The sequence below is a fragment of the Pseudomonas gingeri genome (genome assembly GCF_013386165.1).
Classification (GTDB): Bacteria; Pseudomonadota; Gammaproteobacteria; order Pseudomonadales; family Pseudomonadaceae; genus Aquipseudomonas; species Aquipseudomonas gingeri_C.
Genome location: NZ_JACAOS010000016.1, coordinates 594933 through 610458, shown reverse-complemented (window position 1 = coordinate 610458; position 15526 = coordinate 594933). Strand labels below are relative to the sequence as shown.

12 protein-coding genes are annotated in these 15526 nt (G+C 62.4%); 5 read left to right on the top strand and 7 right to left on the bottom strand.

Translation table 11 applies throughout. The features are described 5' to 3' along the window. Window positions 1-280: 280 nt before the first annotated feature. The 5 genes from lon (at window position 281) to cmoB (ending at window position 5925) form a co-directional block, all read left to right on the top strand. Window positions 281-2713 (top strand): endopeptidase La, encoded by a 2433-nt coding sequence (lon, locus tag HX866_RS19115; RefSeq protein WP_256261418.1) that lies wholly within the window; start codon window positions 281-283, stop codon window positions 2711-2713. A 260-nt stretch (window positions 2714-2973) separates the two neighbouring features. Then, window positions 2974-3366 (top strand): protease inhibitor I42 family protein, encoded by a 393-nt coding sequence (locus HX866_RS19110; RefSeq protein ID WP_177103714.1) that lies wholly within the window; start codon window positions 2974-2976, stop codon window positions 3364-3366. 1 nt (window position 3367) lies between these two features. Continuing rightward, window positions 3368-4003: a lysoplasmalogenase gene (locus HX866_RS19105; RefSeq protein WP_177140245.1), complete on the top strand. Its 636-nt coding sequence runs from the start codon at window positions 3368-3370 to the stop codon at window positions 4001-4003. A gap of 192 nt (window positions 4004-4195) precedes the next feature. Next, window positions 4196-4972 carry a carboxy-S-adenosyl-L-methionine synthase CmoA gene (gene cmoA, locus HX866_RS19100; RefSeq protein WP_177140308.1) on the top strand — a complete coding sequence of 259 codons (777 nt, stop codon included), beginning with the start codon at window positions 4196-4198 and terminating at the stop codon, window positions 4970-4972. After that, entirely contained in the window at window positions 4969-5925 is a 957-nt protein-coding gene (gene cmoB / locus HX866_RS19095; protein ID WP_177140244.1) for a tRNA 5-methoxyuridine(34)/uridine 5-oxyacetic acid(34) synthase CmoB, read from the top strand. The genes cmoA and cmoB overlap by 4 nt, the downstream gene beginning before the upstream one ends. Window positions 5926-6086: 161 nt before the next feature. Here the strand turns inward: cmoB and tadA are convergent, their stop codons facing one another. The 7 genes from tadA to treP form a co-directional block, all read right to left on the bottom strand. After that, complete coding sequence (gene tadA, locus HX866_RS19090) at window positions 6087-6575, bottom strand: tRNA adenosine(34) deaminase TadA (RefSeq protein WP_177140243.1); 489 nt, start codon at window positions 6573-6575, stop codon at window positions 6087-6089. After that, entirely contained in the window at window positions 6575-7951 is a 1377-nt protein-coding gene (locus HX866_RS19085) for a multicopper oxidase family protein (RefSeq protein ID WP_177140242.1), read from the bottom strand. Before HX866_RS19085 ends, tadA begins: the two co-directional genes overlap by 1 nt. 88 nt (window positions 7952-8039) lie before the next feature. Beyond that, the gene (locus HX866_RS19080) at window positions 8040-8330 is read right to left on the bottom strand and encodes a PTS transporter subunit EIIB (protein WP_177103705.1); all 291 of its coding nucleotides are present in this window, start codon (window positions 8328-8330) and stop codon (window positions 8040-8042) included. A gap of 2 nt (window positions 8331-8332) precedes the next feature. After that, window positions 8333-10870 carry a phosphoenolpyruvate--protein phosphotransferase gene (gene ptsP / locus HX866_RS19075; protein WP_177140241.1) on the bottom strand — a complete coding sequence of 846 codons (2538 nt, stop codon included), beginning with the start codon at window positions 10868-10870 and terminating at the stop codon, window positions 8333-8335. 63 nt (window positions 10871-10933) lie between these two features. Further along, on the bottom strand, window positions 10934-12157 hold the full coding sequence (locus HX866_RS19070; RefSeq protein ID WP_177096520.1) for a maltoporin: 1224 nt from the start codon (window positions 12155-12157) through the stop codon (window positions 10934-10936). A 100-nt stretch (window positions 12158-12257) separates the two neighbouring features. Then, entirely contained in the window at window positions 12258-13907 is a 1650-nt protein-coding gene (gene treC / locus HX866_RS19065; protein WP_177140240.1) for an alpha,alpha-phosphotrehalase, read from the bottom strand. A 78-nt stretch (window positions 13908-13985) separates the two neighbouring features. Further along, on the bottom strand, window positions 13986-15428 hold the full coding sequence (gene treP / locus HX866_RS19060) for a PTS system trehalose-specific EIIBC component (protein WP_177096515.1): 1443 nt from the start codon (window positions 15426-15428) through the stop codon (window positions 13986-13988). Window positions 15429-15526 lie beyond the last annotated feature (98 nt).

The following is a 15526-nucleotide window of genomic DNA, read 5'->3' as shown; positions in this document are numbered from 1 at the left end:
GTGTGATCGTGGGGGGCCGACCTTGGCATGAAAGCGTTTCACAAGTGCAGATTACCGGGGGTTGCAGAGAAGAGCACGCGGCAAATGGGGCCATTAGCCACTATTCTGGCAAAGTCGACGAACAACCGCTCTGCCGGCAAAACCTCTACATGATAAACACTTCTGTACAACGCATATTCATCAACTATCGGCCGAGTTTCATAAAGCTATAACCCTAGACCATTGAAACCACCAGCGGCTCGCCCCATCTAACTGGCATATATCACTGTGCAGGTGCCCCATGAGCGAGCAGCAGGAATTCCCTGAACATCCGACCCTACAGGCCGACACCGAACACACCGCTGACGACCTCCACGCCGAGAGCGCCTCCGGCACCGGCCTGGCATTGCCCGGGCAGAATCTGCCGGACAAGGTCTATATCATCCCGATCCACAACCGCCCCTTCTTCCCGGCCCAGGTGCTGCCGGTGATCGTCAATGAAGAACCCTGGGCCGAAACCCTGGAACTGGTGAGCAAGTCCGATCACCACTCCCTGGCGCTGTTCTTCATGGACACACCCAGCGAAGACACCCGCCATTTCGACACCAAGGCCCTGCCCGAGTATGGCACCCTGGTGAAGGTGCACCATGCCAGTCGCGAAGGCGGCAAGTTGCAGTTTGTCGCCCAGGGCCTGACCCGGGTGCGCATTCGCACCTGGCTCAAGCACCATCGCCCGCCGTACCTGGTGGAAGTCGAATACCCGCACCAGCCGAGCGAGCCGACCGACGAGGTCAAGGCCTACGGCATGGCCCTGATCAATGCGATCAAGGAGCTGTTGCCACTCAATCCGCTGTACAGCGAAGAACTGAAGAATTATCTCAACCGCTTCAGCCCCAACGACCCGTCGCCGCTGACCGACTTCGCCGCCGCCCTGACCTCGGCCACCGGCAACGAGTTGCAGGAAGTGCTCGACTGCGTGCCGATGCTCAAGCGCATGGAGAAAGTCCTGCCGATGCTGCGCAAGGAAGTCGAAGTCGCGCGGCTGCAAAAGGAAATCTCCGCCGAGGTGAACCGCAAGATCGGCGAGCACCAGCGCGAGTTCTTCCTCAAGGAACAGCTCAAGGTCATCCAGCAGGAGCTGGGGCTGACCAAAGACGACCGCAGTGCCGACGTCGAACAGTTCGAGCAGCGCTTGCAGGGCAAGGTCCTGCCGGCCCAAGCGCAAAAACGCATCACCGAGGAGATGGGCAAACTGTCGATCCTCGAGACCGGCTCGCCGGAATACGCCGTCACCCGCAATTACCTGGACTGGGCCACCGCCCTGCCCTGGGGTGTGTATGGCGAAGACAAGCTCGACCTCAAGCATGCGCGCAAGGTCCTCGACCAGCATCACGCCGGCCTGGATGACATCAAGGCCCGCATTCTCGAATTCCTCGCGGTCGGCGCCTACAAGGGCGAGATCAGCGGTTCCATCGTCCTGCTGGTTGGGCCGCCGGGCGTGGGCAAGACCAGCGTCGGCAAATCCATCGCCGAATCCCTTGGCCGGCCGTTCTATCGCTTCAGCGTCGGCGGCATGCGTGACGAGGCGGAGATCAAGGGCCACCGCCGCACCTACATCGGCGCCCAGCCGGGCAAGCTGGTGCAGGCCTTGAAAGAGGTCGAGGTGATGAACCCGGTGATCATGCTCGACGAGATCGACAAGATGGGCCAGAGCTTCCAGGGCGACCCGGCATCGGCGCTGCTGGAAACCCTCGACCCGGAACAGAACGTGGATTTCCTCGACCATTACCTGGACCTGCGCCTGGACCTGTCGAAAGTGCTGTTCATTTGCACCGCCAACACCCTGGACTCGATCCCGGGCCCGTTGCTGGACCGCATGGAAGTGATTCGCCTGTCGGGTTATATCACCGAGGAAAAAGTCGCCATCGCCAAGCGCCACCTGTGGCCCAAGCAGTTGGAAAAGGCCGGCGTCAGCAAAAGCACCTTGAGCATCAGCGATGGCGCCTTGCGCGCGGTGATCGACGGTTACGCCCGGGAAGCCGGGGTCCGTCAGTTGGAGAAACAACTGGGCAAGCTGGTGCGCAAGGCGGTGGTCAAGCTGCTGGACGCGCCGGACACGACGATCAAGATCGGCAACAAGGATCTCGAAACCGCGCTGGGCATGCCGGTGTTCCGCAACGAGCAGGTGCTGTCCGGGGTCGGTGTGATCACGGGCCTGGCCTGGACCAGCATGGGCGGCGCCACCTTGCCGATTGAAGCCACCCGCATCCATACCCTCAACCGGGGTTTCAAGCTCACCGGGCAGTTGGGGGAGGTGATGAAGGAGTCGGCGGAGATCGCCTACAGCTACGTCAGCTCGCACCTCAGCCAGTTTGGCGGCGATCCGGAGTTTTTCGACAAGGCCTTTGTGCACCTGCATGTGCCGGAAGGCGCGACGCCGAAAGATGGCCCGAGTGCCGGGGTGACCATGGCCAGTGCGCTGCTGTCCCTGGCCCGCAACCAGCCACCGAAAAAGGGCGTGGCGATGACCGGCGAACTGACCCTGACCGGGCATGTCCTGCCGATTGGCGGGGTACGGGAAAAGGTGATTGCGGCGCGGCGGCAGAAGCTCTTCGAGCTGATCTTGCCGGAGGCTAACCGCGGGCACTTCGAGGAGTTGCCGGATTACTTGAAGGACGGCATTACAGTGCACTTCGCCAAGCGCTTCTCGGATGCGGCGAAGATCTTGTTCTAGACGCCACCATCTGCATCCAGGCACAGCGCCAGTTAACGCCCATGCCCGGACCTGTGGGAGCTGGCTTGCCGGCGATTGCGATCTAACCGTCGACATTTTTTGTCGCCTGATGAACCGCAATCGCTGGCAAGCCAGCTCCCACAAGGACCGCGTTGATCGCAATGACGAATCAAGACACCCCCTCCCCTCCAATCCCCGCATTGGTGCAAGTCCAGCTCCACAGGTTATGCTCGGTCATCGTTGTAATAACTGGAGACACTATGACCCCGACTCGCCTGCTGCTGCCGTTAAGCCTCGCCATGCTCGCCGCCTGTGCCCAGCAACCGCGCCAGAATGTGACGCTGGAAAAACAAAGTGACTGCCCGATGCAACTCAAGACCGGGCAGAACATGATCCTCAGCCTGCCCAGCAACCCCACCACCGGCTACCGCTGGGCCATCCAGGACTCGGCGGGCGGCGTGCTGAAAAGCCTCGGTCCGGAGGTCTACCACAACCCGGATGACAACGGCCTGGTCGGCAGCGGCGGTCAATCGACCTGGCGCTTCCAGGCCTTCGCCGCCGGCACCGGGCGTTTGCGCCTGACCTACCAGCAACCCTGGGAACCGGAAGCCGCGCCGGCAGAAAGCTTCGACTGCCCGATCACGGTGAACTGAGATGCCTTGGCTGATCCTCGCCCTGATGGGGGCTGCCGCGTTCCTCTACGGCGTGAGTATCGAGATGCCGATGCTGTGCCTGCTGACCAAGCCGGTGCCGGTGTTGGTCCTGCTCGGTTGGTTGCACGATGCACCGCCGTCCGAGTATCGGCGCTGGATCAGCCTGGGCCTGATTTTTTCCTTGCTCGGGGATGTGCTGCTGGCCTGGCCGGGTGATCTGTTCGTGTTCGGTTTGGGCGCGTTCCTGGTTGCCCACCTGGCTTACCTCAAGGCGTACCTGAGCGACTGCCGTCGGCTGGCGCCACTGCCCTTGTTGCTGGCCCTGCTGATCGGTGCCGGGTTGCTGGGTATCCTGATGTCCAAGGGGCTCGGCGAGTTGCTGATTCCCGTCACCGTATATGCCCTGGCCATCAGCGCCATGCTCTGGCGCGCGCTGGCCCGCCTGGGCACCGACGTGCCCAGGCGCTCGGCCCTGTTGGCGGCGGCGGGTGCCCTGACCTTTGCTTTCTCCGACAGCCTGATCGGCATCGACCGCTTCGTGGTCAAGTTCGCTGCGGCGCCGTACCTGATCATCATTGCCTACTGGTTGGGACAGTGGGGGATTGCGGCTTCGGCGTTCAGCCAGAAGCCGCGCTGAACACCGCCTGCTCTTCTGTAGGAGCGAGCTTGCTCGCGATGGTGGACCAGGCACCACGGGGGGTCAGGCTTCCCGCGTTATCGTTGACGCCCATCGCGAGCAAGCTCGCTCCTACAGGAAGATCAAGAGCTGGGCCCGAAGGCCCGGCGTTTTATCCGACAAAGCGCGCATCGCGGCGCCAACTTGGCTAAAATGCCGGCCTTTTCAGCATCCGCCGGAACCGTCGTGAGCAAAGAACCCGATCGCCTTTTCGCCCAGCCCCTGGCCCAAGTGCCGGACTTCGCCTTCAACGAAGACGTGGTGCGGGTCTTTCCGGACATGATCAAGCGCTCGGTGCCCGGCTATCCGACCATTGTCGAGAACCTCGGCGTGCTGGCCGCGCAGTTCGCCCAGCCCGACAGTGTGCTCTACGACCTCGGCAGTTCCCTCGGCGCGGTGACCCAGGCCTTGCGCCGTCACGTGCGCAGCGACGGTTGCCGGGTCATCGCGGTGGATAACTCCGCAGCCATGGTCGAACGCTGCCGCCAATACCTCAACGGCCAGGACTCGATGTTCCAGGAACTGCTGCCGGTGGAAGTGATCGAGGGCGATATCCTCGCCCTGGAATTCCAGCCGGCCTCGGTGGTGGCGCTGAACTTCACCCTGCAGTTCATCGCCCCCGAACAGCGCCAGGCATTGCTCGCACGTATCCGCCAGGCCTTGCTGCCCGGCGGCGCGCTGATCCTCTCGGAGAAACTGCGTTTCAATGATTCCGAAGAACACGCGCTGCTCACCGATCTGCACGTCGCCTTCAAGCGCGCCAATGGCTACAGCGAACTGGAAATTGCCCAGAAGCGCAGCGCCATCGAAAACGTCATGAAACCCGATAGCCTCGAAGAACACCGCGAACGCCTGCTGGCGGCGGGTTTCTCGAAAGTCGTGCCCTGGTTCCAATGCCTTAACTTTGCCTCGTTGATTGCCCTGCCATGATTGATCTGTCCCCCCTCGCCCGCCGTCTGGCACACACCCCGCTGGCCGAATGGGCCGAAGGCCTGCAAGCGCAACTCGATACCCGCATGGAAAAGGGTCATGGCGACCTGGAACGCTGGCAGAGCGCGCTCGATGCGCTGCCGAAAATCCAGCCGACCCAGGTCGACTTGCTGAACGGCCTGACCCTGGACCGCGATTGCGATGACGCCACCCGGGCGCAGATGCGCACGGCGCTGATGGGGTTATGCCCGTGGCGCAAAGGCCCGTTCGATCTGTTCGGTGTGCATGTCGACACCGAATGGCGCTCGGACTGGAAATGGTCGCGGGTCGCCCCGCACCTGGACCTCAAGGGCAAGCGCATTCTTGATGTCGGCTGCGGTAACGGCTACTACATGTGGCGCATGCTCGGCGCCGGCGCGGACACGGTGATCGGCGTCGATCCGAACTGGCTGTTCTTCTGTCAGTTCCAGGCGGTACAGCGTTACTTGTCAGAGCCGTCGGCCTGGCATCTGCCGTTCCCCTTCGAAGACCTGCCGGCCGAGCTGGAAGGCTTCGACACGGTGTTTTCCATGGGCGTGTTCTACCATCGGCGCTCGCCTATCGAGCATCTGCTGGCGCTCAAGGACTGCCTGGTCAAGGGCGGCGAACTGGTGCTGGAAACCCTGGTGGTCGAAGGTGACGAGCATCAGGTGCTGATGCCGGAAGACCGTTATGCGCAGATGCGCAATGTCTGGTTCCTGCCGTCGGTGCCGGCGCTGGAGCGCTGGTTGCGGCGCGCCGGGTTCAGCGATGTGCGTTGTGTCGATGTGAGTGTGACCACGGTGCAGGAACAACGCGGGACCGAGTGGATGAAGTACCAGTCGTTGAGTGATTTCCTCGATCCCGAGGATCACAGCAAGACCATCGAAGGGCTGCCGGCACCGATGCGGGCGGTGATGGTCGCCCGCAAATAGATGCCCCTGCCGGAACCCGGATCCCAACGATATTCTGTGGTGAAGCACGAACCTGTAGGAGCCGGCTTGCCGGCGATGGCGCCCGCAAGGGCAGCGCAAGACTCAAGGGCCTCATCGCTGGCAAGCCAGCTCCCACACAGGCAAGACGGTATCTACAGTGATCAGCGCCCGCGCCGGGCCTTGAAAAACTCGCTGAGGATCGCCCCGCACTCCTCGGCCAGGACGCCGCCCTCGAACAACACCCGGTGATTCAGAAAGCCCTGGGTAAAGAACTGCCCCTGGCTCTGCACGATCCCGGCCTTGGGTTCCAGCGCGCCATAGACCACCCGCGCAATCCGCGAATGCACGATCAACCCGGCGCACATGCTGCACGGCTCCAGGGTCACGTACAGCGTGCTGCCCGGCAGCCGGTAGTTGTCGAGCGCCTGGGCCGCCGCGCGGATGGCGACCATTTCGGCATGGGCACTCGGATCGCTGCCACTGATCGGGCAATTGAAGCCGCGCCCGATGATCTCGCCATCCTGCACCAGCACCGCGCCCACCGGCACCTCCCCCAGCAGCGCCCCCTCGGAGGCCAGCAGCAGGGCTTCACGCATGAAGTCCTGGTCGCGACTGCGGTCGATGATCGGCGCGGGCCGTATCTGACGCATCAGGCCACCTCGATAGCGGCCATCAGGCCGGTTTCCATATGGTCGATCACATGGCAATGGAACATCCACACCCCCGGGTTATCCGCAACCAACGCCACCCGCGCCCGCTCGTTCTTGCCCAGCAGGTAGGTGTCGGTGAAATACGGAGTAATCGTCTTGCGGTTCGAGGCGATGACCTTGAAGCTCATGCCGTGCAAGTGGATCGGGTGCTGGTACTGGGTCATGTTCTTCAATTCGAAAATATAGCTCTTGCCCTTCACCAGTTTGGCGATGGGCCGGTCGGCGCAGGTCTTGTCGCTGATGTCCCAGGCCTTGCCGTTGATCTGCCAGAGGCTGGGAGGCTGGTCATTATCGGTGTTCACCGAGACCGAGCCAACCCATTCGAAATTGAAGTTGAGCTTTTGCGCATTCGCCAGGTCCGGCTCGGCCACCGGATTGGCCGGCAAGGCCTTCGGCCAGTCGCCCGGCGTGTCGCTGGCGGCCACGGAGCGAAAGGTCGCCAGACGCACCGGACCGTTGCGCAGGGACAGCTCTTCACCGGCCGGCGGCGCCTTGATCGCCAGGCAGATGCGCATGCCCGGCCCCAGCCAGTATTCCTTGCCCAGTGGACGCGGTTCGACCGGGTTGCCATCCAGCGCATAGATCCGCGCCTCGACCCCAGGGATATTCAGGCGATAGGTCAGGGTGTTGTCGAGGTTGAGCAAACGAACCCGGGTGATCTGCCCGGCCGGCAAGTCGACCACCGCCTGCGACACACCATTGACGGTCGACAGGCGCCCCGCCGTCCCGCCACGGGCGGCTTCACGGGGAATGCTGAAAGGCACAAAGGCGCCCTCTTCATCGACGTGCCAGCTTTTCAGGCTCAAGGTGCGTTCGTGTTGAAAACCGGTGGGTTCACGTTCCTCGACGATCAATGGGCCGACCAGGCCGCGCCCCAATTCTTCACTGCTGTTGACGTGGGGGTGATACCAGTAGCTGCCGGCGTCCGGAACGCGGAACTTGTAGTCGAAGTACTCGCCGGGCAACACCGGCAATTGCGACACGTAGGGCACGCCGTCCATTTCCAACGGCAGGCGGATACCGTGCCAGTGAATGGTGGTGGCCACCGGCAGGTGGTTGATAAAACGTACCCGCAACCACTCGCCCTGACGGACCCGCAATTCGGTGCCCGGTGCCGACGGGCCGAACGCCCAGGCCGGGGTTTGATGCCCGGCCACCAACTCGACATCCAGGGGCGCGGCAATCAGCTCGTAGTCGTGGCCGGCCTCGGCGTCAGCCATTTTCCCCAACCAGTAACGCGATGCACCGCCGGCTCCAACGCCCACCACTGCAAGACCGGCCAGTCCACCGAGTATCTGTCGACGGGTAAAGGACATGAACGCAACCACCTCACCTATTCAGCCGCGCGCCAGGGCGCGCAAAAGGCGAATACGATACACCCGCAGTTGCGAAACCGTAAGAAAATCAGTCCAGCCCCAGCAACAGATGGGTCACGCCACCGGCCAATATCATCACCCCGGCGACACCCGCCGCCCGCAGTGCCGGCTGATCGATCCGGGTGCTGTCATTCAAGGCCACGCGCAGGCGCGTCAGTGCCACCCGCTGCTGGGACTTGAGATTAGCCTCGCCGCCCAGGGCCGCGACAATCTCCGGCTGCAACGCCACTTCCGCCGAAGGCAGCGGCGTAGTTGCTTGATCCGGTACCAGGTCCGGGGTCAGTGCTTTCCAGAACGCCCGCTGAATTTTCTCGAACATGTTCAGTTCTCCAGGACCCGCGGCTGCAGCGCCGTGGTGTGTTGATAATCGAGCAAGGTTTCACGTACCTGGCCGGCGTTTTCCAGAGCGAGAATCCGTTGCGCCAACGCCTGGCACTCCAGTAACTCGACCTCGCGGACCACCGCCTTGATCGCCGGAATCAGCGGCACGCTGACCGACAGTTCATCCACGCCCAGTCCCAGCAACACCGGCACCGCCAGCGCTTCGGAGGCCAATGCACCACACACGCTGACCGGCTTGCCATGGGCATGGGCGGCTTTCACCGTGGTGGCGATCAAGCGCAATACCGCCGGGTGCAGGCTGTCGGCCTGGCTCGCCAGTTTCGGGTGATCACGGTCCATGGCCAGGGTGTACTGGGTCAGGTCATTGGTGCCGATGGAGAAAAAATCCACCTCGGGGGCGAACAAGTCGGCCATCAGGGCCGCCGCCGGCACTTCGATCATGATCCCCAGCTTCGGCAGGGCCTTGAGCCCCAGCGCCAAGGCTTCATCTTCAAGAAACTGCCGCGCCTGCCGCAACTCGGACAGTTGAGTGATCATCGGCAGCATGATGTGCAGTTGCGTCAGCCCGGCGCAGGCGAGAATCGCCCGCAGTTGCTGGCGTAGCAGTTCCGGACGTTGCAGGCACAGGCGAATCCCGCGCATGCCGAGAAACGGGTTGGCTTCGGTGTCCATCGGCACATAGGCCAGGGGTTTGTCGCCACCGACATCGAGGGTGCGGACCACCAGGTTGCGCTGCGGTCCCAGGGCGCGTGCGATGGCCGAATAGGTCGCCGCCTGCTCTTCGACACTCGGCGCGCTCTGGCGCTCCAGATAGAGAAACTCGGAACGCAGCAAGCCGACCCCTTCACCGCCCAGGGTCAACGACTGCTCCACTTCTTGCAAGGACGCGACGTTGGCGGTCACCTCGACCTGATGACCGTCACGGGTGCGTGCCGCCTCGGATGCCTGTTCCGTCTCGCGCTGGCGACGCTGGCGTTGTTCCTGGCGCTTGACCAGCAAGCGCTGCACATCAGCCTCCTCCGGCATCAGGTGCAGGCGCCCGAGGTCGGCATCGAGCAGCACCTGGGTGCCGGCAGGAACCTTCAGCACCTCAGCGGGCAAGCCGCAGAGGGCCGGCAGACCAAACGCCCGGGCCAGGATGGCGACATGGCTGGTCGCCCCCCCCCCGACGGTGGCAAATCCGAGGACCTTGCGGGTATCGAGCCCGGCGGTTTGCGACGGGGTCAGTTGTTCGGCAATCAGGATCGCATCGTCCGGCAGTTCGGTGACCCGTTCCTGGACCCCGAGAATCAGCCGCAATACCCGCTGGCCGACATCCTTCAAGTCCAGCGCACGCTCGGCCAGCAAGCTGCTGCCCAGGCGCTCGAACAAGGCGCAGGTGTCCTCGGTGACCTGGCGCCAGGCGAACCCCGCGCTTTTACCCTGGGCCAGCAACACCTGGGCCTGCTCCAGCAGACTCGGGTCCTCCAGCAATTCCTGATGCGCACGGAAAATCTGCGCCTGGGCGCTGCCCTCGGCGTTGTCCCGCAGCCGCTGCAAGTCCAAGGTCGCTTGCTCCAGAGCCCGTTCGAGCGATGCGCGCTCATGGGGCTCATCGGAACCGGACTCCGGAACATCCAAGCGCTGTTCGGCCACCTGCACCACCCGACCGAACGCCGATCCCGGCGAGGCACAGACACCGCGCAACAAGCTCGGCGAAGACGCCTCGACCACTTCAGGTACATCGATCAGCGCCGCAGGCTCGACCGCCTCACCACAACCGTCGGCCAGCAGTACCATCAACGCGTCGATGGCAGCCTGGGCATCCTCGCCCACCGCGCTGACCTGCAACACATCGCCACGCACTGTCTGCAAAGCCATGATCGCCACCAGGGACTTGGCGTTCGCACTGTCCTGGCGTCGATGCAGCACAATGCTCGCGGCAAAACCCTTGGCCGCCTGGGCCAGCACCGCCGCCGGACGGGCGTGCAGACCGTTGGCGTTGGGCAAGGTCACGGGCGCGGAGAACAAGGCCTCGCCTTCCTCTTCCACCACGGCCGCCACCGCTGAAGCGTTGGGTTCGATCCGCAGTAATGGCGCGCCACTGTCAATCAAGCCACTGGCCGGAGCCAGCCGGGTGAAGGTCTCGCCACTGACCACCAACACCAGGGTCAACAGGCTACGGGCGTGCAAGGCGATGTAGTCGACATCGAACTCGATCAACGCCTGCCCGGCCGCCACCCGCTCCCCCTCGCGGACCAGGGCGGTGAAGCCCTTGCCCTGAAGCTGCACGGTGTCCAGGCCGATATGCATCAGCACCTGCACGCCGTGATCGTCGGTAATACTGATGGCATGGCCGCTGGCCTGGAGATTGCTCACCACCCCGGCCAACGGTGCGCAGAGCAGCGAAGACGTCGGGTCGATGCACAAGCCATCGCCGATCATGCGACTGGAGAACACCGGATCAGGCACCTGATCCAACTCGATCAGCACCCCGGACAGGGGCGCGAGCAGTTCCAGGGAAGGGGTTGCGGTCATGACATCACCTTTATCATTGTTCTTTGAAGCGCCGGCGCAGCGAAGGCCACGCCAGCATAGGACTTATTCCCACCAATACTCGACCTGCACACCAAAATTGGAGCCATGCAGCGCGCTGCCGAAGCTACCGGTATCGGACAACGCCGAACCCGCATCGAACTGATTGGCCGCACGCTGGGCCGCCGCGTTCCAGACGGCATAGGTGTAGTAGAGGCGTACCTCGGGCCGCGTCCAGAAATCCGGACCTCTGGGTGACCAGGTGGGGGCGAAGGTAAACTTGCTGAGTTTGCGGGTACCGCCCGGGGCCTCGACCTGGTCGTGGCCCAGTTCGGTCACCAGCTTGAACTGCTCGGTAATGGCGTAGGTCGGACGTACCCCCAGGGAGATCCAGTTCTGGCTCTGGCCGTCGGGGCGGATGTCCTTCTGGTACACGGCCTCGATCTGCCCGCCGAACTGTCGCGTGACCTGCCAGTCGAAAAACTCCACCGCACGGTAGCTCTTGCTACTGGTGTCCAGGGTCGGATCGCCGGTGTAGCCCAGTCCGGTCCCCGGTCCCTCGCCGTATTGCAGGGCGAACTTGTTCTTGCCGCCGAGGAAGTTCTTCTGCACGTGCTGCGCGGTGATGGCCCAACCCTGGTGGGTGTCGCGGCGATTCGGCGCGTCGATGTAACTGACACCGAACTCCATCTCGCCATCGGTATTGGTCTTGAAGCCAGCGACGTTGAAGTCGTGACGATTGAGATAGTCCTTCTGGTAGAGGTTGTCCTTGCGCGAGAAGGCATAGCTGTATTTCAAGTCGCCGATCTTCACGTCCTCGATACCGCCACCGGTGGCGCTCTGGTTCCAGTAGTAGAAGTCGGAGATATGGATGTCGTTACGTTTGTAGTAACGCCGCCCGGCCCACACCGAACCACCGTTGAGCGAAGGCAAGTTCGCCCACTTGGCGAACATCTCCGGCATCCGCACCGTGCCGTTGTCACCGTCGAAACTAGGATTGTGATCGTACTTGTTGTACAGCGACGCCATCCCATCGACGCTGAGCACCGAGCCGTCGTCGAGGGTCAGCAGGTTCTGGCGCAACTCAAGTTCGGCATACTGTTCGCACTCGTTGCCCAGGCGATACTTGGCTTGCGCACCGGGCAAATGGAAACAGCTTTGCGAACCGCCGCTGGTAGAACCGCCAAGGCCGCTACGCAAGTAACCGGCGAACTCCAGGGCCTGGGCCGAGAATGGCAACCCCAGGCATACGCAAGACACCAAAAGACCGCGATTTATTGTTGTTTTCATTGGCTCCCCCATTATTTTTATTGTGTAGTGCTTGTTGATTATCGGGCGCGGCTCTCCCGCGCACGATTTGATGCGAACTGCTTTGAATGAATGAAACGCCTTATTTTTCTGACAGATGCAGTACAAAAGACTCGTAAGGTTGCAGTGACAGACGTCGGCTACGCGGCAAGTCACCGGCGTAGTTGCCGATCACCAGGCGTTGGCTCTGACCATCGATGAAAACGCCTTCGGGCAATTCAACTTCGCAAGGCTCGGCATAGAAGTTGTTCACCACCAGCAGTCGCTCGCCCTGCCCTTCACGCACATAAGCCCAGACCCGTGGATGCTCGGGCAATAGCTGGCGGTAGACACCGTCCACCATCAGCGCTTCTTTGCGGCGCAGGCCGACCAGCGTGCGGTAGTGATGCAGTACGGAGCCTGTGTCGCCAAACTGTCTGTCGACGTTGATCCAGGCCGCATTCGGCGGCACATCGATCCAGGGCTGTGCAGTGCTGAAACCGGCGTTCGGCCCGGCGTTCCACTGCATCGGCGTGCGGCTGTTGTCCCGGGACTTCTGCATGATCGCGGCCATGCTCAAGGCTTCGGATTCGCCGGCCTCGCGCTTGAGCCGGTAGATGTTCAGGGTTTCGACATCGCGGTACTGATCGATGGACTCGAAGCCCGGATTGGTCATGCCCAGTTCTTCACCCTGATAGATGTACGGCGTGCCCTGGAGGAAATGCAACGCGGTGGCGAGCATCTTGGCCGACACGTCCCGGTATTCACCGTCATGACCGAAACGCGAGACCACCCGCGGCTGGTCGTGGTTACACCAGAACAGCGCATTCCAACCACCGCCGGCCTGCATGCCGGTCTGCCAATCGGAGAGGATGCGCTTGAGTTCGAGGAAATCGAAATCGGCGCGAACCCATTTCTCCATGTTCGGGTAATCGACCTTCAGATGATGGAAGTTGAAGGTCATCGACAGCTCGTGGGACTCCGGATGCGAATAGCGGATGCAGTGCGCGAGGCTGGTGGAGGACATTTCGCCGACGTTGATCAGGTCATGGCCGTCGAAGACTTCGCGGTGCATTTCCTGCAGGTAGTCGTGCACGTTCGGGCCGTCGGTGTAGAAACGCCGACCGTCGCTGGCGTCCTCGGGAAAGTCGGCCGGCTTGGAGATCAGGTTGATCACGTCCAGGCGGAAACCGCCGACACCCTTGTCGCGCCAGAAGCGCATCAGCTTGAACACTTCCTGGCGCACCAGGGGATTGTCCCAGTTCAGGTCGGCCTGGGTGTGGTCGAACAGGTGCAGGTAATACTGGCCGGTCTGGGCCTCGTACTCCCAGGCGTTGCCGCCGAACTTGGACTGCCAGTTGTTCGGCTGGTCGCGCCAGATGTAGAAATCGCGGTACGGGTTGTCGAGGCTGCTGCGGGCCTGACGGAACCACTCGTGCTCGATCGAGGTGTGGTTGACCACGATATCGAGCATCAGCTTGATGCCGCGCTTGCCGGCTTCGGCGATCAGCAGGTCACAGTCGGCCATGGTCCCGTAGCTCGGGTCGATGGCGTAGTAATCGCTGATGTCGTAGCCGTTGTCACGCTGTGGCGAACGCAGGAACGGCGTGATCCACAGGCAGTCGACGCCCAGCCACTTGAGGTAGTCGAGCTTGTCGACCACCCCCAGCAGATCGCCGGTGGCCTGGCCTGAGTGGCTGTAGAAACTTTTCGGGTAGATCTGGTAGATCACCGAACGCTGCCAGTCTTGCATCAGGGAACCTCAAAAATCTTTGGTGATGAATAGGGGGTGCCCAGGCCGGCTCTTGCAGGAGCCGGCTGGCTGGCGAAATCAGGCGACGCGGTAGCCGGGCCGAACGATCTTCATGCTCAAGCCGCAGGTCAGCACGAACGGCACGACCATGGCGATGACCATGCCGACGATGAACATCGGGATGTACTGCGGAATGATCGAGATAAAGCCCGGCAGGCCGCCGACGCCGATGGCCGAGGCCTGGATCTTGTTCAGCGAGAGGAAGATGCTGCCCAGGGCCGAGCCGATCAGCGCGGCATAGAACGGAAACTTGTAGCGCAGGTTGACGCCGAACATCGCCGGCTCGGTGATACCGAAGTAGGCGGAAATCGCCGAGGTCGAGGCCATGCTGCGGTCCCGCGCATTGCGGCTCATGTAGAACACACCCAATGCCGCGCTGCCCTGGGCCAGGTTGGACATGACGATCATCGGCCAGATGAAGGTGCCGCCGTGGGCAGCGATCAGTTGCAGGTCCACCGCCAGGAACATGTGGTGCATGCCGGTGATGACCAGTGGCGCATAGAGCATCCCGAAAATCGCACCACCGAGCACCGGAGCGACGTCGAACAGCCAGACCACGCCTTCGGTGATCAGGATGCCCAGGTGACGGGTCACCGGGCCGATGACCGCCAGGGCCAGGACCCCGGTGATGACGATGGTGGTGATCGGCACCACCAGCAGTTGGATGGCATTCGGCACCCGCGCCCGCAGCCATTTCTCGATGACGCTCATGACGTAGGCGGCCATCAGGATCGGCAGGATCTGCCCCTGGTAACCGACCTTCTCGATCCTGAACCAGCCGAAGATGTTGAAGTACGGCAGGCTCTGGCCGTCGAGGCCGGCGACCGCCTTGCCGTAGTTCCAGGCATTGAGCAGGTCAGGGTGCACCAGCATCAGGCCAAGGACGATGCCGAGGATTTCACTGCCGCCAAAGCGCTTGGCCGCCGACCAGCCCACCAGGGCCGGCAAGAACACAAAGGAGGTATTGGCCATCAGGTTGATCAGGCTCCACACGCCGTCCAGCGACGGGTAAGCCTCGAGCAAGGTCTTGCCGTCGATGAACATACCCTTGGCGCCCATGAGGTTGTTCACCCCCATCAGCAGGCCGGCAATGATCAGCGCCGGCAGGATCGGCATGAACACATCCGAGAACACCCGCACCAGACGCTGCATGGCGTTGGTCTTGTCGGCGCCCTTCTGCTTGACGTCGGCAATGGTCGAAGCCGCCATGCCGGTGATCTCGCGCAAGGCCGCGTAGACGCGCTCCACTTCCCCCGGACCGATTACGATCTGGAACAGGCCGCCGGTGAAGAAGGTGCCTTTCACCAGATCGATATTGGACAACGCGGCCTTGTCGGCCAGGCTCGGGTCCTTGAGGGCCAGGCGCAGGCGGGTGACGCAGTGAGCGGCTTGCTCGAGGTTTTCAGCGCCCCCGAGGCCTTGCAGCAGCTCGCGGGCAATATTCGGATAGTCGTGGCTCATGCTTTTCTTCCACTGTTTCTTGTTATTGGAGGGTGTTGGCAGCACACAGGAATGAAAAATACTCGTCTGTACGAGTTAAAGCAATGACTCGTACAGAC